Consider the following 22,843-nt stretch of genomic DNA (forward strand, 5'->3'; position numbering starts at 1 on the left):
AATCCAAACTGCAGAAGGAGCTTTGAATGAGACACATTCAATCCTTCAACGTATGCGTGAACTTGCTGTTCAATCTGCAAACGATACGAATACAGATACTGATCGTGAAGAGCTGCAAAAAGAAGTTGATCAACTAGCTTCTGAAATTACACGCATAGCAAACAATACTGAGTTTAACACAAAGAAATTAATGAATGGATCTTTTGACGATGATAATGGGTCTGTATTAAAATTCCATATTGGAGCTAATAGTGGTCAAAATATTGAATTAAATATAAAAGCAATGGATGCAGTATCACTAGGTGTAGCAGTAAGTGGTGCTACGGGAAGTACTAATGCTGGTCCTGTATATGATAGTGGTGGAACGGTTACTACAAACGCTGTAACTGATAAAGGAATTAATATTTCCACTCAATCAGGAGCTAACTCAGCTATAGAAACAATTCAATCAGCTATTGATGATGTATCAGCGGAACGTTCCAGACTGGGGGCATATCAAAATCGCCTTGAACATACTATTAACAATCTAGGCACAGCATCTGAAAACTTAACAGCAGCGGAATCACGTATTCGTGATGTTGATTATACTGAAGCCGCATAAGTGGTGAAAAGTACAGTCGTCCTGACTGGTAACGGTCAGAGATAATTATCGGGTGAATTGCTGGAAAACCTTTAGAGCTTTCTTCCCCACAACGGAGCTGGAAACAGCAAACGTGACGGGCAGAAAAGAAGAAAGATTAGGCAATCAGCAGCCAAGTTCCTGTCTCGAAAGAGTGGAAAAGGTTCAACGACTAGGATATACCATCTAAGGCAAGGCTATGATGATGAAATCCGTAGGATGAAGCAATGGTCATCACCATTGTTAATCCGAAGTGCCCGACCCCTACTAGAAAACTAGAGGGTGAAGATATAGTCTAGTCATTTACGAAAGTAAATGTTCGCACGATGGCGAAAGAAATGATGGAACAAACGAAGAATTCTATTCTCTCACAAGCAGCACAAGCAATGCTTGCTCAAGCAAACCAAGCTCCACAGGGAGTACTACAATTATTACGTTAATTTTCAAAACACGGTCGTTATAGTCGACCGTGTTTTAATTTGTAGAAATTCAATAGCAATTATCAATATGAAATATGGAATTAATATCCACTAGATAATACCTAAACTTTTTGCGAAAAATGTCGATAATAGATTTGAATATAAAAATAAAAAACTATAAATGGAGGCTCTCTTAATTATGAAACTCCTATTTCAAAATGAAGTTATTCAGTTAGATAAAAATATAACTGTTAATGAAGTCATAAATAAAATTAACGATTTACTAAGTGGAAATTACTATTTTAGCCATTTGATAGCTGATAATCATGCCATTTACGAAAATTATGATGTATTTTTACAAACAAATTTAAATGAAATTAAAGAACTAAAAATTGTTACAAAAACAATTAAAGAATTTGTTAATGAAATATTTTTATCATCAGAAGAATACATAAGTAGGGCAAAACCACAGATTGATGTATTGACTGTCGAATTTTATCGGAATCCATCCTCGGATAGTTGGAATAATTTTGCACAGTTACTTGAGGGTATTCAATGGCTAAATGATATGATTCATACAATTGATTCAGTAGTAGAAAAGCCGAATAATTGGACTAACTTTATTAAAATTAAAGTGGAATTGGATGCTGAATTGGAAAATCTAGAAGAGGCTATCAATAATGGAGATATAGTACTAATCGCTGATATTTTAAAGTATGAAATTCTCTCAATTTTTGAGTCATTGGAAACTGAAATAAGACTATCAATCGATACAGAGGGGTATCGCAATGATATTAATTAGTAATAGAAACTATTTAAGAATAAACAATCGTACCTTATTAAATCAATTGAATGAACTAGAAGATAAATCATTGAAAGAAAATGTTGTTATTGAAGCATCAAAAAGTAAAGAGCTAACACTAAAGATAAATATTAATAATAAATATGTATATATCCATAGTAAGTATGATCCTTTAACTGAAGCAAAGCGAATAGTTGAACAGCAAAATGAAATTGACGCCTATGATCATATTATATTCATAGGTGCAGGTTTAGGCTATCATATAAAAATTTTTAATAAGCTCTATCCCAATAAAAAGATATCTATCTATGAACCTAATTTGGAAATCTTATATCATTTTTTATCACATCAAGAGCTTTCAAATTTAAATATTGGTAGTATTATTACTAGTTTGGATGAAAAGGAAATGCAAGAAAAACTAATGTTGCTTATCAATAGATTCGGTAAAAATATTCTTTTTTTCTCATTACCAGTCTATGAAAAGTTATATCATCCACAAGTGCTCGGTATATTTGAATTATATAAAGCTAATTTAAATAATAAGCGAACTAACATTGTTACAAATATATCATTTCAAAAGCGGTGGACCATAAATTCAATTAAAAACTTCCCAGTTTTATTAAAAACTCCTAATATCCTTCACGATGTAAATGAAAAGGCATTTGCAGGAAAGTCAGCAATTATTGTTGCAGCTGGTCCATCTTTATCACAGGAATTTGATAACTTAAAATTTGTTAAGGAAAACAGGCTAGCATATATTTTTTCGGTAGGGTCTGCAATTAACTCATTAATAGAACGTGATATTTATCCAGACGCAGCTTGTACTTACGATCCAACCCATCTTAATCAAGTAGTTTTTCAAAACCTGAAAGAAAAGAAAATTGATAAGATCCCACTTATTTTTGGGAGTTCTGTGGGTTATGAAACATTAGAAAATTATCCAGGTCCAATGCTACATATGATTACAAGTCAGGATACAGTTACCGGTAATTTTATTCCGAATCCTCACAAAATCAAAGCAGTGTTAGACGCCCCTTCAATTGCTGTAGTTACATTTCAATTATTGAAATTATTAGGATTTCAGCAAATTATCCTAGTGGGACAAAATTTAGCCTATCAAAACAATTTGCGTTATGCTGATGGGATTAATTATCAACATATATCTAATGAAATAAATGAGATTGAAAAGGAGAATTCCATTTTAATAAAAGATGTGTATGGCAATGACATAAAAACAAATGAAGGATTTAATCGTATGCGTGCACAGTTAGAAATGTATATTCGCGAGTCAAAAGATATTGAGGTTATTAATACTACAAAAGGCGGGGCAATGATTGAAGGAACTGAATTCACTCCACTTTCTAAAGTAATAGAAAATAGAATGATTTATTCTACTGTAGTTCCTAATTGGTATAATGCGAATAATTCATATGATTTAAGGTATATAAAAAAACAAATTAATAAAATGAAAAAAAGTAAAGACGAATTTACTCATTATATTGAAAATGTGTTAAGTGAATTGAAATTAATAGAAAATTATGTTGAAAGCAAATATGTAAATCAATTAGAAGCCCGTTTTGTAAATTTTGATAGTGAATTTGATAAACTAAAAAATAATGATTTTTATAAATCAATGGTACTGCCTATGATGAGAGTTCAAATAGATGTATTAGCAGAGAAAAGTAGTGGGATAAAATATGAAAAAAATATATTGGAAAAAGGTGATAGAGTTATACAAGCTTTTGCACCATTTATCCTTGACTGTAAAGCTCACTATGAATTTGCTTCTGAACATTTTGAAATAATGAAACAAGAAGTTGATAATTTCATCGAAGATTGTATAGAATAGTTATTTTATTTTTTCGTAGAGGGGTTGATATTGTGAATATATTAGCAATAATACCTGCTAGAAGCGGATCAAAAAGTGTTAAAGATAAAAATATTAGATTTATTGGGGATAAGCCAATGCTTGCATATTCAATAGATCATGCACTTAAATCAAAGTTTATAAATAGAGTTATAGTAAGCACTGATAGTATAAAGTATGCAAAAATTGCTAGAGAGTATGGTGCAGAAACCCCCTTTCTAAGACCAAAGGAATATTCTACTGATACTTCTCTAGATATAGATGTTTTTAAACACTGCATAGATTATCTCGACAGAAACGAAAAATATAACCCTGATATTGTAGTACAACTAAGACCTACATACCCTATCAGAAATATACAGGATATAGATAATATGATTGAGATTATCTTGAAAAATCCCCAAGTTGATTCAGTCAGGTCGATTACAGTGGCTAAAGAAACACCTTATAAGATGTGGTTAAAAGGAGATAACGGAAAAATTAAGCCTTTGATAAACACTATTCCAGAAGGCTACAATTTGCCTAGACAACAACTCCCAACAGTTTATTACCAAAATGCAAGTATCGATATCATTAGAACAAATGTAATTACTGAACAAGGATCAATGTCGGGAGAAAATATATATGGATACGTTATGGAAGATAACTTCGATATAGATACTGAAGAAGAATTTGTCCAAGCCTCGAGTTATATTTTAAACGGGAACTATCTATAATTCGTCTTTTGTTAGAAATTGTTATTGATATAAGGTCAAAAATAGATTTGGAATAACCAAAATAATTGGATGTTTTTTAGGAACAGTTAGAATTTATAATTCGAAAATAAATCTCCAGATTATTTAACTTTTTTATTTTATTTTTACGGGGTAAAAGTAATTTTATGTACAAATACAGTAGGTAAAGGCGGTATTATTATGATTGACAATAGTATTCTTAAGGACCTAATCATATTTGAGATGGCTAACAGTCACCAAGGTAGCTTGGAACATGGTATTAACATTATTAAGAAGATGGGTAAAATTACTAGGAAATATAATATAAAGTCTGCTGTAAAACTCCAATATCGCAATTTAGATAATTTTATTCATCCCTCATTTTTGAATAGAGATGATGTGAAACATGTACCTAGATTTATGAGTACTCGTTTAAGCCGTGAAGAATTTAATACACTCGTTCAGGTGATTCGTGATGAAGGAATGATTGCAATTAGTACTCCTTTTGATGAAGATTCAGTTGAATTATGTCTAGATCAAGGATTAGATATTATTAAAGTTGCTAGCTGTAGTGCAATGGATTGGCCGCTGTTAGAAGTAATTGCAAAAACCAAAAAGCCAATTATTATTTCTACAGGAGGTTTGTCACTGTCAGACATAGATAAGGTCTATAATTTCTTTACACACAGGGAATGTAATTTTGCTATTATGCATTGTGTTGCTTCATACCCTGCTCCAGCTGAACAACTACAATTAGACTTTATCGACAAATTGAAGAAAAGATATAGAGATATACCAATAGGATATTCGGGACACGAAGACCCCACTGATACTATGGTACCTACTGTTTCCGTTGCTAAGGGTGTTGAGATTTTCGAACGACATGTTGGACTTCCCACAGAAAATATATCACTAAATGCATACTCTATGAATCCTGAACAGACAGATAAGTGGGTTGAAACCATACAACTTGCAAGAAAAATGTGTAAAGTTCCAAATGATATAAAATATATTAGCCAAGACGAAGTTGATTCTTTAAATTCGTTAAAGCGTGGAGTTTATGTCAAAAGAGTTATAAATAAAGGTGAAGTTCTTAATAGAGAAGATGTCTTCTTTGCCATGCCATGTGCTGATGGCCAAATGACGAGCGGTGAATTTACTGATGGAACTATTGCAACGAGAGATTACAAAGAGCTAGATGCAGTTTATGAAATTAAAAAGATTAGTGATGTTTCAATAGTTAGAAGTGTAATTCACGATGCGAAAGGTATGTTATACGAAGCGGGGATTACTCTGGGGCCAGATTTTGAAGTAGAATTATCGCATCATTATGGAATGAAACACTTTAGAAAAATAGGTGCTATTATAGTAACTGTTGTGAATAGAGAGTATTGTAAAAAGCTTATTATAGTGCTGCCTGGTCAGAAAAATCCTATTCACTTTCATAAAGAAAAAGAAGAAACATTTCAGTTATTATATGGTGATTTAGATATTACTATTAATGGTGAACAGAGAAGTTTAAATCCAGGAGACTTACAAACTATAATAAGAGGTCAAAAGCATAGTTTTTCTTCAATAGGTGGAGCTATATTTGAAGAAATCTCAACAACCCATGTAAGAAACGACTCTTATTATGAAGATGAAATGATTAATAAATTAGATCCTATGGAGAGAAAGACTATATTGAGCGATTGGTAACTACATGGAACTACACCTGATATCTATGTAAATCCAATAGCTTATGGATAGTATTTTTAATAACAATGTTTAATGAAGGGTGAATATGATGGGAAATTTCCCAAGTTGTTATCTATGTAATTCCGAGTCTCATAAAATAAGACATAACAGAGTTAGGGACTCTTTAGAAATAAAAGTTTTGGAATGCAATCAATGTGGATTAGTATTTTTATCATCTTTTGATCATATTAATGAACAATTTTATGAACAATCCGGGATGTTAAATGGAAATGTAGACCTTCAGGTGTATAGAAATAACTCATATCAGGATGACTTAAGAAGAGCTAATTATCTCCAAGAAAAAATTACTAATAAATCATTATTAGACTTTGGATGTGGTGCTGGAGGTCTGCTAAATCTCTTAAAGGATAAATGTAGTAAGGTAGCTGGGATTGAATTAGATAAAACCCTAAATTTGATTATAAACAAAGAAGGTATAAATTGTTATACACAATTAGATGAAATAAAAGATAAATTTGATTATATAACACTCTTTCATGTATTAGAACATTTACCCGACCCATTAGCTATTCTCGAAAAAATGAAATCTTATTTAAATCCGAATGGTAAGATTTTAATAGAAATTCCAAGTTCTGATGATGCATTACTCACACTCTATAACAGTGAAACTTTTGCAGATTTTACCTACTGGAGTTGTCATTTATTTCTTTACAATACAAAGACATTAACTGATTTGTTTGGAAAATGTGGTTATAAGATTAATTATATAAAACAAGTCCAGAGATATCCCTTAAGTAATCATTTATACTGGCTTTCAAAAGGGAAACCAGGTGGACATAAGGAATGGAACTTTATTAATAGTTCATTAATTGAATCAGAATATGAAAGTAAATTGGCTGCAATAGGGAAGTGTGATACTTTACTTGCAGAAATATCTTTATAAATATAAGAAGTCGCTTGAGTATTTTGATGAAACCAATATAATTACATTGCATTTTCTTAGTCTAGTAAATACTTAATAATGTTGGGATAACAGATAATTGATATCCCAACCATTATTAAAGAAGAATAATTAATAAATTCGTTACATAGAGCTATCTTCATATTTAATTAGAAGGATTAAAAATGCTCTGAACTTATCCGATTTCTAAACAATAGAATTATAATTTAAAACACCACTCAATAATCTTACTATTAGACATTCCAATGATTAAACGGATCCTAGATAACAGATCTTTATGTTTATCAGGAATAATTATTCGATAACTTTTGGTAAAAGTTATTTCACTTATCCAATTATAATGTTTCTTATAAAAATCTAAATGCCCTTCACGCTCTTTTACCATATTAAGTAGCAAATCTAGACTATCTAATTTTGAGTTAATCTCCGATGTCGGTCTTTTTATATGATAATATGAGGGCAAGTAAATTGTTGTGGTTTTTGCGAGTTGTTTTGGTTGTGAGTGAACTATTTGTTTCCTCTTCATGGAACTGTGAATATATGGTTCTACTAATCTTAAAAAGTATAATATCTGAAATTGATCATATAAAATCAAACGGTTTTGCCCATCTAAGGAGAAGTGTAAAAGGAATCTTTGTTTAAGAAGGTTTATCAGTTTTTGATTTTCTTCTGGCAAAAAATTATCTGTTGATAAAATAATTTTTCGAGGGATACCGTTTTTCTGTTTCAAATTGCCGTCATCTTGGTACCACCAAGCTAAGGCTTCTGCATCAAGATATAAGTATAGCAACTCCAAAGGTAATTGCTTTATCCTATTTTTGTACCAAATACTTTCAAGGAATGTGATTATTTCACAAGTTCTTGATTGAACATAATAGCTTTCTGTAAATCCTGCATTGACTCTAGAATCAATGACTTTTCTATATTTTGGACTATTTAGAGGAATGAAACAGCGCAGTTGTCTATAACAATGGTTTGCCCATTCCTTATCTTCGATTCTATGTATAAATTGAAAACGGGGTTTTCTCCCCTTCTGTTTCGTAATACAACCATCACCTAAGAGTTTTCCGGTTATTCTTGAATAAAATGAAGTGGCTTCTATATGCAAAATAAATCCCTCCTCCAGAAACGGAATGTATGTTCTGTTTTTATTATATCATAAAACCAGCATATTTTACTCTGTTATAATGGATATTGATCATACAATAATTTATGAAACGAAGAGGGAACAACTAGTAATTCAAACAAAAAAATAATACCCAGGAGGTGACCACCATCGACATCGCGAATTTATCAATGGCTTTAAGCCATAGCCAAGTGAAGGATCAAGCATCTATACTAATCATGAAAAAGATGATGGGGAATGTGCAACAACAAGGGGCTGCGATTCAAGAATTGTTGAGTTCTTCTAATGTACAAGCTATCCAACATGCTGCTCAGCCGCATTTAGGTGGTACTATTGATTTGAAGTTGTAGAAGCGTTCATACCACTTCAATAACCGAATAAATAGTAAATAAAGGATAATCGCTTATTTTGTCGAATGATATTATATGTGATTATTCTTTTTGCATTTTAATAAATATATAGGAGATTACAAAGGTGTAGGGAGATAAAAATGAGAGTGAACAAATTGAAAGAACGAAAGAGAAGAAGACTAGTAAGAATTGTCTGGAGTATTGTTGCAGTTATTGTAATTGGCGTTGGATTATACGGTCTAAATGTATATCTTTCCTTAAATAGCGCATTGGAAACGATGCATCAACCTATCGAGAAATCAGACAAGCGTGAGCAAGAGGTATCGATTACGAAGAAAGATCCTTTTTCTATCTTGTTATTAGGGATCGATGAAAGTGAGAATGATGTCGGGCGCTCTGATACATTGATTGTAACCACCGTAAATCCAGAAGATAATACGATTAAAATGTTAAGTATTCCTCGTGATACGAGAACAGAAATAATCGGTAACGGAACGGTAGAAAAAATCAACCATGCCTATGCACGTGGTGGAGTAGAAATGGCGATTGATACCGTGGAGCACTTTTTAGACATCCCAATCGATTACTACGTTCAAGTGAATATGGAAGGCTTCCAAGGGATTATTGATGCGTTTAATGGTGTGACGGTGGATAATGATATGGATTTGTCCCATAATAAGTATAAGTTTCCAAAAGGCAAGATTCACTTAACTGGGGAAGAAGCACTTGTTTTCTCGAGAATCCGTAAAGGTGATCCGCGCGGAGATTTTGGAAGACAAGTTAGACAGAAACAAATCATTCAAGCAATCGTAAATGAGGCGAAAAGTCTATCATCGTTATGGAATTATGACGATGTGTTTAAGAGCTTAGGAGATAATGTGCGGACAAACATTTCCTTTAAAGAAATGGTAAGTCTACAACAACAATATAAATCTCTGAAAACAAATATTGAACAATTACAATTTGAAAAATTCAACGGTGGCTATATTGGCAAGTACTGGTACTTCTTTCCGGATGAACAAGAAGTAAAGGACTATCAACAGTTGTTTAAAGAACATTTGGGGTTATTATAAAATCACTAGGAGCGGAAAAGAATGAAACTTGTTCTTACTTATTTTGTAACCCTTATCATTGTCGGATTGTCTGTGGTTATCACACTATTTTTCAAAACAGAGCTAGAACGGATGTTTAAGGAAAAACATGACGTGCTCCCATTTCATATTTGTAATGTACTCATCATTCTCATGGCTTCATTAGGAGCACATGCAACTATGAGCATTTATGTCATGGACGTATCTTTTCATTTGTTTTTACAAATCATCATTCATCTAATTATGATCATGCCCATCTATCTGTTAGGGCATCGCGCGTTTGATAAATACAGATCCATCTACAGGAAATACACCGTCACGGAAGACGAGAAAGTAATCGTCCTCAATGAAAAATATTTAAAAAAGAAGAAACGCTTTCCTAAGCTAGAGCAGTATAACGCTGCTGCTAAGGAAAAATAACTCAATCACCATGGCCAGGTACCCATCAACTTAAGGTATCTGGCCATTTTTATGTTCAGAAAAACTACCACTCATACGATCCATTCTTTTACATTGCAGGGATTTCTTCCATAATAGAGAATATATTATTTATAATTGAAAACGTTATCATTTGAGGAAAGGGGGTTCGTGATTTGCGAAAGCTGAATGTAAAGCAGTTTCTTCCGTTGCTGAAGGGAAGAAAGTTTTATACAAGATTGTTATTATCCACTATATTAATTGCTATTTTACCTACTTTACTTCTTAGTATTGCCTCCTATTACAATGTGACGAAATCATTTAAGAAGAAAATGAGCGAAAATAGTATCCAATATTTAGATCAGACAATTAATGCGATGGAAATAGTGATTACTCAAATTAAAGAAAGCAGCCAACAACTTATCCTCAATCAGTCTTTTAAAAACTTTGAACACTTTCCTAACGATGATTATTATGAAAACTTAAGCGGAGAAATAAGTAAAGATGATCTCTCCAGTAATTATTGGTACATCCGAAATAAAAAGAATTCGATTGAGAGTATAAGAAACTTTTTGTTATCGAATCCATTTGTTGATTCTGTCTATTACTATGATGAACAAAAAGATATAGTAATGGCCTTTAATCGAGGGACGTATAGTCAATATGCATATGATGATTTTTTCGATACCGATTGGTCTGGGGTGATAAAAAGTAATAAAGTATCGCCTGTATTCATGGATACGCGAGTCGCAACCCAGAAAGATACATCTTCGAAGAACGTATTTACGATCATTTATCGAGCTAACAAAGAAACGAACGCATTTATTATTAATTTAGATGCTCAAGTAATCTATGATAATATCATCAAAAAGCTTAACAATAAGGATGAAGTATATGTATTGTCTTCTTCCGGACAAGTATTGTTTCCATTTAATAAGAGTGAATTGAATAATAAAGTAGAACAATTTTTGCATGAGAATTCTAAGGCATCTGTTGATCATCCATCTTTTTCAGGAGAATTTGATGAGCGCAATGTTTTAGTTACATATGCTGAATCTCCTCTATTGCAGTGGAGCTTCTATAATATAGAAGACTTAAAGCAACTGTATGAAAGCTTAAATTATTTGCGGAATATGATCATCACTTTTACTTTAATATTAATATTATTTGTTATCATCCTTTCTTTCCTTTTATCCCGGAGGCTGTATGAGCCGATCAAACATATGACTTTTTCGTTAAAACATAAGTTAGGTAAAGAAACAGATGCAAAAATTAATGATGAATTTCAATATATCGGGAATATGATTGAAACAACATTTGAACAACGCGACCAGTTCAAAGCAAAATATGAAGAAAGTGTTCCCTTTTTTGTGGAGAGGTTTAAGTATTCTCTTGTTCGAAAGGGAGCATACACGATACATGAAATCAATGAAAAGAAACAGCATTTACAAGTCGATATAGACTTAGATAACTTGATGGTATTACTGCTTTCACTAGATGATTTGGACATGTTGGAAGTGTTCGAAGCGGATATGTACAAAATTCAGATCGAGGAAGAAATAAAACGAAGTCACATTATTGGAAAGAAGTATTTTATGGTTGAAACAGAAGATGACAGAGTAGCAATCGTGATGAATGTTACCAAGGAAGAAACAGATAATGTTGGAGAAATGGCTACAAATCTCATTAGCTATCTGACGGATAGAGTTGGTGGGACATTTACAATCGGTGTTAGTCGCTTTTGTAAAAATATTTTAGAGCTCCCTCAAGCGTATGAAGAGGCGTTAGAAGCCCTTAACTTTAAAATGATATTGGGGAGTGGGCGAGTGATAAGTATCGAGGAGATTGTATTGGATTCAGGGAATTACTATACGTATCCAAAAGAAAAAATTGAGATGTTAACTGGGTACGTGAAAACGGGTAATGGACAAAAGGCAAAGGAAATATTGGAGCAAATTGTATTGGAGATGGAACAGAATAAAACGAATTTGCATTATCTCCAAGTTCAACCGATTTTCATTCAAATTTTAACGAGTTTCATTCATGTCCTTCAAAGTCTAGGAATGGATATAGAACGCATTTTTAAACAAAATCCATATCACCAATTAAATGAAATAACAGCTATGAATGAGATCATTCAATGGTTTGACCAAAAGATTGATACTATATCCCGCCTTATAAAAGATGAAATTGGAACGAAGGGAAATCATCATGTTGCTCATATTATAGAATTCTTACATGAAAATTTAGCAACAGATATCTCATTAAATATGATTGCAGAGGAATTAAATTTAAATGCAGCTTATATTAGCCGCTTATTTAAACAACATACTGGAAAAACATTTGTAGAGTATTTAAAAGAATTGAGAATTGAAAAGAGTAAAGAATTACTTTTACAAGGAGATTTAAAAGTAAGTGAAGTAAGTCAACAAGTCGGTTATCAAAATTCCTATTATTTTATTAAATTATTTAAAGAACAAACTGGAACAACGCCTGGTGAATATAGAAAGGTAAAAAGTGAGGTAGTTTAGGATCTATAGCGTTTAAACGCCGATACAAAGGCGTTTTTCTTTTTTTACTTCGATATTATTATTTTGACATTTGCAAATAATTAATACTTTTTCTGCTTTTTTATTATATAACTGCAGCAATACTCATGTTAATTTTAAAGCAGGAATTGAAAGCGCTTCAAAAACCAAATAAAAATTTAAAGGGGGAAAAACAAAGTGTTTACGAGGAAAAAGTTATTTTCACTCATGTCACTACTTTTGATGTCTTTTCTTTTGTTAGCTGCTTGTAGTTCCAAAGATTCTTCTGGTGATGAGGACGAAAATGGTGTACCAAAAATTTATATTTATTCCAATACTGGTAGCTTGAATGATCGTCCAGAAGGAAGTAGTAAAGAAGCGTTAGAGGAAATTAGACAACATATCATTGATGAAGCAGGTGTCCATCCAGTCGCCATTGTTCCACCTAAAGGAACGGCAACGGAAAAATTAAATCTTTTATTAGGATCTTCCAATGATAAAGTCGATGTGTTCCAAGGTAGCTGGGATATTTATAAAGATGCAATCATTCCGATTAACGATTTATTAGATAAACATGGTCAAGCAATTAAAGCGGCATGGCCAGAAGAGGCGTGGGCTAGCGTAACAGATAAAGACGGTAACATTTGGGGTGTGCCAAGAGGTGGGGCTGGTGTTACGTACCCATTATGGATACGTACAGATTGGCTAGAAAAACTAGATTTGGAAATGCCTAAAACGTTAGATGAGTTGGAAGTCGTATTAGAAGCATTTAAGCAAAACGATCCAGATGGAAATGGAGAAAATGATACGATTCCTATTTTAACAGACTTGAAGTCTATGAGAATGGCATTTGTTGGAGGTTTTACAGAGTCTGGATACGGAAATTGGTTGGATTCTGATGGGAAAATGAAACCTGCAGAATTAGCTCCAGGATACAAAGACTTTCTTGCAAAAATGGCGGAGTGGTATCAAAAGGGGTATATCTACAAAGAATCATTTTCTCAGTATGACCAAGTCGAAATGTTTAGTACAAATAGAGTTGGAATATCAGCGAAATGGTACTCTGGTATTTCTTTAAATGTACCGAAGATAAAACAATCGATTCCGGAAATGGAGTATGAAATTGTAAGAGGTATTACCGGACCAAAAGGATTCTTACAAACAGCAAACCGCGGTGGTTCTTCTGGTATGTTGATATCGAAAAAGGCTGCAAATCCAGAGGCTGTAATGAAATTTATTAATTGGCAATACGAAAATGTAGAAAATCACATCACAATGGAATTTGGTGCTCAAGGTAAGGCATGGGAATGGGCAGATGATGAGAAGTACTATATTAAAACGTTAGAGGATACTTCTTATGCTGGTGAATTCCAACTTTCATTAGGGTTACCTTTAGAGACGAAGTATTCTTTTGATGATCCGTTAAGAAGTAAGCATGCACAATACTTAGCGGAAGAAATTAATCAATTAGAAATGGTGAAAATGCCAATCGATATTAACACGGTTTACAATCAAAATATTTTACAAGAAAAGGTTCCGAACATTGGTGATATTGATCGCTTAATTGAAGAAGAAACAATTAAGTTTGTAATGGGAGCAAGGGACTTAGATGAGTATGACGACTTTATTGACGAGTTATATAAGGCAGGATTGGATAAGTGGATCGATGCGTACACAGAGATTTACGATGAACAAACTAAATAACGATTAACATGTTGTAAGCTGTGTGCTAGTTCGTATTAACACACAGCTTACATTATACCTTTCAGGGGGATGAGGGACTAGGTTAGGAGGATTAACATGCGATCTGCTGCAATTGAAAACAAAGAAAATCAAGTCGTTATCGCAAAAAAAGGAAGACTGCTCAAATCAATTAAGCGTCATAAATTATATTACTTTTTGATCATACCAGGTTTGCTCTACTTTTTAATTTTTCATTATATCCCTATGTTTGGAATTATCATTGCCTTTAAGGATGTATCTCCATTTGCAGGTGTGGAAGGGATTTTTACATCTGAATGGGTAGGGTTGAAGCATTTTGAACGATTTTTTAGTTCCTATTACTTTTGGGATGTGCTTTCCAATACCGTCATGATTAGCTTTTACAAATTATTATTTGGCTTTCCTGCACCAATTATTTTAGCACTACTATTGAATGAAGTTCGCCAAATGGTATTTAAGAGGACGATTCAAACGATTTCCTATTTACCCCATTTTATTTCAATGGTTGTGTTGGCAGGATTAGTAACGAGTGTTTTGTCTACAGATGGTGGGATTTTGAACTCCGTCATTGAATTTTTTGGTGGAGAACCAATTCACTTTTTAGGTGGAAAAGAATATTTTCGGAGTGTTCTAGTAGCTTCAGATATTTGGAAATCAATTGGTTGGGGAAGTATTTTATATTTAGCTGCCATGGCGGGGATAAATCCGCAGTTATATGAAGCAGCGAAAATTGATGGTGCGAATCGCTGGCAACAAACATGGCACATAACATTACCTGGTATTAGTTTTGTCGTCGTGTTAATGCTCATTCTTAATGTAGGTAACTTCTTAGATGCTGGATTTGAACAAATATTACTTTTATACTCTCCGGCAGTGTATGAGGTTGCAGATATTATCGATACGTATGTGTATCGGGAAGGATTAATTGCGATGCAATACTCCTACGCTACAGCAATTGGAATCTTTAAAAATGTAATTGGAGCCATCCTCATATTAGGAGCGAACTATGTAGCAAAACGATTAAATCAACCGGGTATATGGTAGGAGTGATGACAAATGAAGCCAACTAAAGGAGAAAAAATATTTCAGTTTTTTAATGCGATTTTTTTAATCGTTCTGTCCATCACATTCATATTACCGATGATTTCCGTTTTATCCACATCATTCGTTAGTGAGCAAGAATTCCTAAGAAGAGGGGGCTCGTTTATCCTCTTCCCAGAAAAGATTGATTTTACGGCTTACAAACTGCTCCTTGATCGCGGATCGATTATTTTGGATGCCTATAAGAATACAATCTTTCGGGTAGTTGTCGGAACATTATTGAATGTGATTTTCACCGCAACATTAGCTTATGGTTTATCGAAAAAAAGTCTGCCAGGAAGAAATCTCTTTATCACTTTTATTTTTATCACGATGATTTTATCTGGTGGTTTAATTCCAACCTATATGCTAATTGATGGGATTGGATTGAAAGATTCGCCATGGGTAATGATTATTCCATCGTTAATTAGTGCATGGAACTTTCTCATTATGAAGAGTTTCTTTAGCACCATTCCAGCAGAAATAGAGGAATCAGCACTCATAGATGGTGCTACACCTTTACAAATATTAATAAGAATAATATTTCCACTATCATTACCATCTTTTGCAACGATTGGTTTGTTTTACGCTGTATACCATTGGAATGAATGGTTTACTGCCTCGATTTATATTAATGATGTGCATAAATTACCAATTCAAGTAATTATGAGAAATATTTTGTTAGCTGGAACAATACAGGATATGTCGATTCATACAACAGATCAATTGCCACCAGCTCAAACATTAAAGTCTGCAATAATTATCGTTAGCACAGTACCAATTTTATTTGTTTATCCATTTGTACAAAAGTATTTTGTTAAGGGAGTAATGATCGGGTCTGTGAAAGAATAAAGAAGCAGGAGGAAAGCATGGTAAAAAAATATGTAACTATTTCTATCGTCATGTTAATGATGTTTAGTTTGCTAGGTTTTGATTCTCGTAGTGAAAGTCATGCGGAAGAAACTTCAGAGCTTAATCCATATTTTCAACAGCAAGATTTGTATATTTCTGGGGAAGAGGGATATCACACATTCCGGATTCCCTCTATTTATACAACGCAATCTGGTACTCTATTAGCCTTTGCGGAAGGTAGAAAAAATAGTGCATCGGATACTGGAAATATTGATTTAGTGTTAAAACGTAGTTTTGATAGTGGAATGACGTGGGAACCGCTACAAGTTGTTTGTGACGCTGGAGAGGATACATGTGGGAATCCAACAGTTGTTCAAGATGAAAGTAACGGTCGCATTTGGTTGTTCTTAACACAAAACTATGGTGAGGACACGATTGAAGAAATTAATAATGGAACGAGTCGTGGGGTTCGAACGATTTGGAGTACGTATAGTGATGATGATGGAGAAACGTGGACAGAACCTGTTAATCGCTTTGAGGAAGTGCAACACCCAGATACGCGCTGGGATGCGACAGGTCCGGGGATTGGAATTCAATTGAAACATGGTCCGAATAAAGGAAGATTAGTAATACCAGCCATTGGCAGAAATATTCAAAGTGATGATCACGGAGTTACTTGGTATGAGAGTGGTAGATTGATAGCTGATACGAATGAACCTACCATTGTCGAATTGACGGATGGAACGTTAATGCGAAATGATAGGCTCTCTAGTCACAAAGAATTAAGAACAAGAGCAATCTCCATTAGTAAGGACCAAGGTGAAACGTGGTCAGAAGCATATTATTCGCCAGAGTTAATAGATCCAATCGTAGAAGCAAGCATTATTCGTTACATGTCGGCTGATAATGAAGACGGCAATCAAATGTTATTGTTTGCTAACCCAGCTCATACACAACTTAGGGAAAATATGACTGTCCGTATTAGCTATGATGATGGTACGACTTGGCCAGTGGAAAAAACGGTTTATCGTGGTCATTCTGCATACTCTTCATTAACGATGTTGCCAGATGGAAAAATTGGCTTGCTGTTTGAAGGGGGAGAACATAGCCCGTACGATAAAATTATGTTCGCAACATTTAACTTAGATTGGTTTTTCGTAGAAGAAGCGGACTTAGATAATATCAGCTTTTCTGATGGCTCTATATCACCAGTATTTCGTGGAGATATAATGGATTATCGTCTTTCCTTATACTCTGGAATGGAAGAGGTAACAGTTACACCGGAAACGTCCGATGAACGAATCAATATTACGATTAATGGCGAACCGGCAGAAGCAGGAGTACCAAAAATAGTTCCATTAGCAGGGTTGAATGAAATAATTATTACATCAACGTTAGGTGATAGAGTACGAGAATATAAGGTGGAACTTGATCGAACACGTCCAAACCCTGAGCTCCTACTTCATTGGGATTTTAATCAAATACAAGAGGATGGAATCACCGATGTGACAGGTAACCAACACACTGGTTTGTTAAAGAATGGAGCCGAGGTGCGACCAGGACTATGGGGTGATTCCCTTTATTTGGATGGTTCTCAACGTTCACATGTTGAGATTACAAATGAAGAAGACTTACATTTTGGAACAGAAAATTTTACCTTCTCCACTTGGGTTAATCCGGATAGGTTATTCCAACAACGCCATATTCTTATGTGGTATGGAACACCGGGAAAAGAGGTGCCACAATGGTGGATGTCCGTTGAGAAAAATGGAGCGGTTAGGATGAATATGAATGGTCTTCCACGTGCAAGAGAAGTGGGGGTTGCCACACCAGCAGGTCTTGTGAAACCAGGTGAATGGACACATATTACAGGTGTTCGTGATGGTGGAAATTTGAAAATATATGTAAATGGAGAGTTACGTGCAACATCTGTTCAATTTGATGCTGCATCTATGGATGTTACGAATACAGATGCTCCACCATTAATTGGTTTTGATAAAGGTGGACCGGCAAATCGTGATTGGTCTGGATATATGGAGGACCTTCGAATATACAAATATGCGTTAGATCCATCCGATATTAGAAAGCTTTATTTGAATTTGGATGACCGTAGTCCCGTAACAAATGCAGAAGTGACGGCTGGTAATCGTCATGATGGGAGTGAATGGTATCACACGGATGTAATCGTCAAATTATCTGCTACAGATAATCATTCAGGCGTTGACCGTACGGAGTATAGGTTAAATGGTGGCGTCTGGATAGAATACGCTGGTGCAATATCCATTTCCGAAGAAGGTGTAAATCAACTCGAATATCGAAGTAGAGATGTTGCTGGAAATACGGAAGAAATAAAGACGAAAGTAATTAAGATTGATAAAGCTACACCGACTTTATCCGTTACACCTGATAAAACAGAAATTTGGCCACCAAATAATAAGTGGGTGCCTATTGAAATAGAAATCGATGCAAAGGATGACACGTCTGGAATTGCTTCTATTGCTCTAGTATCGATTACACACAATGAAGGTGATGGACAAAACGGGGTGAAAGAAGCAGAATTTGGTACCGCTGATACTACTTTCCTTTTACAAAGTACGAGAAACGGAAAGGGGAATGGCCGCGTGTACACAATCGTGTATGAAGCGACAGATGCAGCAGGGAATAAAACAACAAGTACTACGTATGTAACCGTTCCTCATGATCAAGGGAAGCACTAAAAACATTGATAAATCTGCTTGATTTGAAAGGATGATAATTTTGGCTATTAATAAATATGCGATTAGTAAAGATCCTGATTGGTATGAAGCTTGGCCCGATGTCGCGCTTACGGAAGCTGGGAAATTAGTTTGTGTGTTTTCCCAATGTACGCATCATGGTGATCGTTCTCAAACGAGATTGATGTTAATAGAAAGTACAGATCGTGGAAGAACTTGGACGAATAAGCGTGCTTTTACAGATATAACTAATGGATTACCGTATTGGAATTGTGCACGAATTTCCCGTCTGCGCGATGGTAGGCTCGTTATTGCCGCTGATTTAATAACAGAAAAGAAGGAAGCTGCTGCTAGAAATTATATTTGGATAGGAGATAAAGAAGGAACAAGCTGGTCTGAGCCAATTTTAACACCTGTGGAAGGAATTGTACCTGATAAACTTTGCGAATTAGAATCAGGACGGTGGTTACTATCCGCACATCAACGGAATCCTGTCTCTGGATATCCAGAACAACGACTCTGGTATACGGATAATCAAGGGGACAACTGGACGGGTCCCATCATAGTAGCGTCACAACCCGGTTTAAAATTATGTGAAGTTAGTATTCTACCATTGGATGATGGAACTTTAGTTGCCTATATGCGGGAGAACTCGGGAGAAGGATGGGACTGCTATAAGTCGATTTCTTATGATCAAGGTGAAAGTTGGAATGGAGTATTTCGAGTGCCAATACCGGGATGTCATCGCCCTGTCGCAGGCTTATTACAAAGTGGAAGAGTCATGATTACCTATCGTTTCATGCAAGGTGGAAAAGGATGGCTCGGTACTTGGACACAAAACTTTTTCGCGGCTATCACCGATCAAGAATCGGCAAGAGCAGAAGAACGCAAGCAACAATGGACGAGGATTATGCCAATTGATTATGATAGAAGCGCCGTAGCTGACCTTGGTTATTCAGGATGGGTCCAGTTTGAAGATGGAGAAATTTATGTAGTTCAATATATCGTGGATGATGCACCAAAAGCACAAATTAGAGGATATAGCTTTACAGAGGAAGAGTTTTTAATCTAATCATCTATGAAAATAATTTGATACATTGGAGGAACCAATCTTGAGTGCTCAAATAGAACGATATAAAGGGATAATTCCTGCGTTAATTACTCCTTATACAAATGAAGGTAAAATAAATGAAGCAGTTACAAGGAAGTTAATTCAACATCTTCTTTCGAAAGGTGTGAAAGGTCTCTATTTAAGTGGTAGTACCGGTGAAGGTTTTTTGCAAACAGTAGAAGAACGTAAGCAATTCTTAGAAATAGTAGTAGACGAAGTGCAAGGAGAAGTTCCAGTTATTAGTCAAGTTGGAGCGGTAGACACGAATACTTGTGTAGAGTTAACAAAACATGCTGCCGAAGTGGGAGCAGACGCTGTTTCTGCAGTTGCACCGTTTTATTATAAACATGGCTCGGAGCAAATAAAACAACACTATTTGGACATCGTTAATGCTGCAGATATTCCCTTGATTATTTATCATATTCCAGATTTTACTGGTACATCTGGTAGTATAGATTTTTACGAGGAATTGTCTAAGGTGGAAAACATCATAGGGTTGAAATATACATCGAAGGATACTTTCTTCATGCAGCAACTAATAGATGTTTGTGGTGATGAGTTTATGGTTTTTAATGGACCTGATGAATGCTGTATTGCAGGTTTGGCGGTGGGCGCACATGGTGCAATAGGAAGTACGTATAATATCATGCCAGAAAAATTTGTATCGTTATTCAACCATTTTGCTAATGGAAATATAGCTGCTGCCAAACAGGAGCAATATGAGGCAAATCGTCTAATTCGTAAATTATTAGACTATGATTTTATTGCATTTGAAAGAGAAGTACTGACTTTGCAAGGATTTGATGTAGGAAAACCTAGAAAACCACTCCAGCAATTAACGGATATGGAGCGGTCGCAAATACGAAAAATAGTAGAGGAATTCCCATTCTTGCAAGTGTAATGGAGAGTAGAATACCGGAATGATAGATTCACATTCCGGTGTTTGTATTATTAATAAAAGTCTCAAGGCGAAAGATTAACCGCCGAAAAGGTGGTTATTTCTTTTTTTCTTCCCTCCTCTTCCTAACAATCCCCCTTTTCCATCCGATATAAGTAGTAGGAAAGTATCATTCATGAGAGGAAAGAGTCATCGATGAACATTGAACAAATATATATGCTCGATCAGAAAAAACGGAATGATATTATTGGGATTGCTTGTGGAGCTGTTTGGATTAGTACGCTAATTTTGCAGTTTTTCATGGATACCGACATATCACTCGTTTTAACACTATTAATACCTTATTTCCTTTTTGTTGCATTCTTTTTCTTAAACAGGAAAGTTAAGTTAATCAGTCGTTATTTTTCTCATATTTCTATCACTTTAGTTAGTGCTTCGATTATTGGAATATTACTTTCTAGGGGTCCAAGTATCACATTGGTGGCTATTTCATTTTTAATCCTTATATTAGCCGGTATTTCTGGCACTTATACCGTTTTGATATATGGATATATTATCGGTTCGATCATTGTGGGCTATTGTGTAAATGTAGATGATACATACAGAGACCCAGCATTTATGCTCATTTACGTTTTATCATTCATTTGTTTAATGTTATTGACGGTCCAAGGTAAACGTGTATTCAAACAGCTAGAAGAAATGGCGAAAGTATCTGATGAGAAGATGCAAGAAGAAATGGAGCTTGCAACTAGATTAGACAATGCGATTAAAAACATTACGAATAATCTTAATGTCCTGCGGAACAATGCCAATACTTCCTATACTTCTCAAAAAGAAATGTTAACAGCATTGGAAGAGGTTAGTGTTGGTAGTCAGAGACAAGCGGATCATATTGGTGATATTGCTAGCAGTACTGAAGCTACGAATGAACTTGGTATAAAAATGGTGGCCAACTTAGAAGCGATTGTTGCTGAGGCACAAGCTGGTGGCGTCAAGGCTGACGATGGAGCTGCAAAAATGGATGCACTGAAGAATGACATTGATTCATATTCTGCATTTTTCAATAGCTTACTAGCAACCTTTACACAATTAACAGAAAAAATCGCCGAAACGAATAGCTTTGCAGATTCCATTCGTGAAATAACTGCACAGACTAATTTACTATCATTAAATGCTTCTATAGAAGCAGCAAGAGCAGGTGAACACGGACGTGGATTCTCCGTAGTTGCCGGGGAAATACGAAAACTAGCAACATTAACCGATGAGACATTAGTAAAAATCGATAGCAATTTGCAGGAAGTAAATGAAAATAATGAAAAAGTAGTTACAAAGCTTTATGATGGTTTATCCAGACTTCATTCCCAAGTGCAACTAACGAATGAATCAAATGCTGCCTTTAGAGAACTTGCAAGTACATTGACGAACTTACAAGAGAAGCTAGAGCAACTACAAACTGAATTCCAAATCGTCTCGAACAATAGTGGTAATATAGAACAGGCCACAAACGAATTTGCTTCAATAGTTGAAGAAAGCTCTGCAGCAATCGAACAACTACACGCAACCCTAATACAACTAAGCGAAGAACAACAAACCATCACAACATACATCAACCAAACATACGACGAAGCAATGCAAATAAAAAATTAACTAGCACAACTAAGAAAAATTAAAGTGGTTGGGACAAACCGATTTGAACTAGATGTAAATCCCATCAATGTAAGTGTAGCTATATACGCTACGGAAATACACTACGCTTTCCGCGGGCGGCTGATGAGCCTCCTGATATGAACGAAACTGTCAAGGCTCCCACTCAATATTTTGTAATATAGATTTTTGGGCAACTTTAAGTTAAGGAGCTGTTTTTTAGGCTCCTTT

General features: G+C 34.8%; 19 protein-coding genes. 18 read left to right on the forward strand and 1 reads right to left on the reverse strand.

The annotated features are described in order from the left end of the window. From ACFPM4_RS16275 to ACFPM4_RS16305, 7 genes are all read left to right on the forward strand, one after another. Positions 1-601, forward strand: a 601-nt coding sequence (locus ACFPM4_RS16275) for a flagellin N-terminal helical domain-containing protein (protein WP_382354041.1), incomplete at its 5' end; no start/stop codon positions are given. 344 nt (positions 602-945) lie between these two features. Then, positions 946-1,059, forward strand: a complete 114-nt coding sequence (locus ACFPM4_RS16280; protein ID WP_283249491.1) for a flagellin — start codon at positions 946-948, stop codon at positions 1,057-1,059. A gap of 160 nt (positions 1,060-1,219) precedes the next feature. Continuing rightward, positions 1,220-1,840, forward strand: a complete 621-nt coding sequence (locus tag ACFPM4_RS16285; protein ID WP_382354045.1) for a hypothetical protein — start codon at positions 1,220-1,222, stop codon at positions 1,838-1,840. Further along, entirely contained in the window at positions 1,827-3,689 is a 1,863-nt protein-coding gene (locus ACFPM4_RS16290) for a motility associated factor glycosyltransferase family protein (RefSeq protein WP_382354048.1), read from the forward strand. Before ACFPM4_RS16285 ends, ACFPM4_RS16290 begins: the two co-directional genes overlap by 14 nt. A gap of 32 nt (positions 3,690-3,721) precedes the next feature. Then, the gene (locus ACFPM4_RS16295; protein ID WP_382354051.1) at positions 3,722-4,423 is read left to right on the forward strand and encodes an acylneuraminate cytidylyltransferase family protein; all 702 of its coding nucleotides are present in this window, start codon (positions 3,722-3,724) and stop codon (positions 4,421-4,423) included. Between the two features lie 198 nt (positions 4,424-4,621). After that, complete coding sequence (locus ACFPM4_RS16300) at positions 4,622-6,118, forward strand: N-acetylneuraminate synthase family protein (protein WP_382354054.1); 1,497 nt, start codon at positions 4,622-4,624, stop codon at positions 6,116-6,118. 88 nt (positions 6,119-6,206) lie between these two features. Beyond that, positions 6,207-7,061 carry a class I SAM-dependent methyltransferase gene (locus tag ACFPM4_RS16305; RefSeq protein WP_382354057.1) on the forward strand — a complete coding sequence of 285 codons (855 nt, stop codon included), beginning with the start codon at positions 6,207-6,209 and terminating at the stop codon, positions 7,059-7,061. Positions 7,062-7,278: 217 nt separating this feature from the next. Here the strand turns inward: ACFPM4_RS16305 and ACFPM4_RS16310 are convergent, their stop codons facing one another. Further along, a complete protein-coding gene (locus ACFPM4_RS16310; protein WP_382354060.1) occupies positions 7,279-8,187 on the reverse strand; it encodes an endonuclease in 909 nt (302 codons plus the stop codon). Between the two features lie 158 nt (positions 8,188-8,345). On the opposite strand from ACFPM4_RS16310, the gene ACFPM4_RS16315 reads away from it, so the two are divergent. From ACFPM4_RS16315 to ACFPM4_RS16365, 11 genes are all read left to right on the forward strand, one after another. After that, positions 8,346-8,555: a YjfB family protein gene (locus ACFPM4_RS16315; protein ID WP_318280949.1), complete on the forward strand. Its 210-nt coding sequence runs from the start codon at positions 8,346-8,348 to the stop codon at positions 8,553-8,555. Positions 8,556-8,695: 140 nt separating this feature from the next. After that, entirely contained in the window at positions 8,696-9,628 is a 933-nt protein-coding gene (locus ACFPM4_RS16320; protein WP_382354063.1) for an LCP family glycopolymer transferase, read from the forward strand. Positions 9,629-9,649: 21 nt separating this feature from the next. Continuing rightward, positions 9,650-10,066: a hypothetical protein gene (locus ACFPM4_RS16325; RefSeq protein WP_382354066.1), complete on the forward strand. Its 417-nt coding sequence runs from the start codon at positions 9,650-9,652 to the stop codon at positions 10,064-10,066. A gap of 173 nt (positions 10,067-10,239) precedes the next feature. Next, a complete protein-coding gene (locus ACFPM4_RS16330; protein WP_382354069.1) occupies positions 10,240-12,594 on the forward strand; it encodes a helix-turn-helix domain-containing protein in 2,355 nt (784 codons plus the stop codon). Positions 12,595-12,789: 195 nt separating this feature from the next. Continuing rightward, on the forward strand, positions 12,790-14,295 hold the full coding sequence (locus tag ACFPM4_RS16335; RefSeq protein WP_382354072.1) for an extracellular solute-binding protein: 1,506 nt from the start codon (positions 12,790-12,792) through the stop codon (positions 14,293-14,295). Between the two features lie 96 nt (positions 14,296-14,391). After that, entirely contained in the window at positions 14,392-15,357 is a 966-nt protein-coding gene (locus ACFPM4_RS16340) for an ABC transporter permease (protein WP_382354075.1), read from the forward strand. Between the two features lie 12 nt (positions 15,358-15,369). Then, positions 15,370-16,245, forward strand: a complete 876-nt coding sequence (locus ACFPM4_RS16345; RefSeq protein WP_382354078.1) for a carbohydrate ABC transporter permease — start codon at positions 15,370-15,372, stop codon at positions 16,243-16,245. Between the two features lie 17 nt (positions 16,246-16,262). After that, complete coding sequence (locus ACFPM4_RS16350; protein ID WP_382354080.1) at positions 16,263-18,962, forward strand: exo-alpha-sialidase; 2,700 nt, start codon at positions 16,263-16,265, stop codon at positions 18,960-18,962. Between the two features lie 40 nt (positions 18,963-19,002). Beyond that, entirely contained in the window at positions 19,003-20,031 is a 1,029-nt protein-coding gene (locus ACFPM4_RS16355; protein ID WP_382354083.1) for a sialidase family protein, read from the forward strand. Between the two features lie 40 nt (positions 20,032-20,071). Further along, positions 20,072-20,971 carry an N-acetylneuraminate lyase gene (locus ACFPM4_RS16360; RefSeq protein ID WP_382354086.1) on the forward strand — a complete coding sequence of 300 codons (900 nt, stop codon included), beginning with the start codon at positions 20,072-20,074 and terminating at the stop codon, positions 20,969-20,971. A 192-nt stretch (positions 20,972-21,163) separates the two neighbouring features. Beyond that, positions 21,164-22,615, forward strand: a complete 1,452-nt coding sequence (locus tag ACFPM4_RS16365) for a methyl-accepting chemotaxis protein (protein WP_382354089.1) — start codon at positions 21,164-21,166, stop codon at positions 22,613-22,615. Positions 22,616-22,843 lie beyond the last annotated feature (228 nt).

The sequence above is a fragment of the Lederbergia graminis genome (assembly GCF_042655485.1).
Taxonomy (GTDB): Bacteria; Bacillota; Bacilli; order Bacillales; family Bacillaceae_C; genus Lederbergia; species Lederbergia graminis.

Coding starts and splice junctions, on each gene's coding strand:
- ACFPM4_RS16290 (WP_382354048.1), top strand. CDS start 1,827: ATGATATTAATTAGTAATAGAAACTATTTAAGAATAAACAATCGTACC.
- ACFPM4_RS16350 (WP_382354080.1), top strand. CDS start 16,263: ATGGTAAAAAAATATGTAACTATTTCTATCGTCATGTTAATGATGTTT.
- ACFPM4_RS16345 (WP_382354078.1), top strand. CDS start 15,370: ATGAAGCCAACTAAAGGAGAAAAAATATTTCAGTTTTTTAATGCGATT.
- ACFPM4_RS16300 (WP_382354054.1), top strand. CDS start 4,622: ATGATTGACAATAGTATTCTTAAGGACCTAATCATATTTGAGATGGCT.
- ACFPM4_RS16280 (WP_283249491.1), top strand. CDS start 946: ATGGCGAAAGAAATGATGGAACAAACGAAGAATTCTATTCTCTCACAA.
- ACFPM4_RS16285 (WP_382354045.1), top strand. CDS start 1,220: ATGGAGGCTCTCTTAATTATGAAACTCCTATTTCAAAATGAAGTTATT.
- ACFPM4_RS16320 (WP_382354063.1), top strand. CDS start 8,696: ATGAGAGTGAACAAATTGAAAGAACGAAAGAGAAGAAGACTAGTAAGA.
- ACFPM4_RS16340 (WP_382354075.1), top strand. CDS start 14,392: ATGCGATCTGCTGCAATTGAAAACAAAGAAAATCAAGTCGTTATCGCA.
- ACFPM4_RS16325 (WP_382354066.1), top strand. CDS start 9,650: ATGAAACTTGTTCTTACTTATTTTGTAACCCTTATCATTGTCGGATTG.
- ACFPM4_RS16365 (WP_382354089.1), top strand. CDS start 21,164: ATGAACATTGAACAAATATATATGCTCGATCAGAAAAAACGGAATGAT.
- ACFPM4_RS16305 (WP_382354057.1), top strand. CDS start 6,207: ATGGGAAATTTCCCAAGTTGTTATCTATGTAATTCCGAGTCTCATAAA.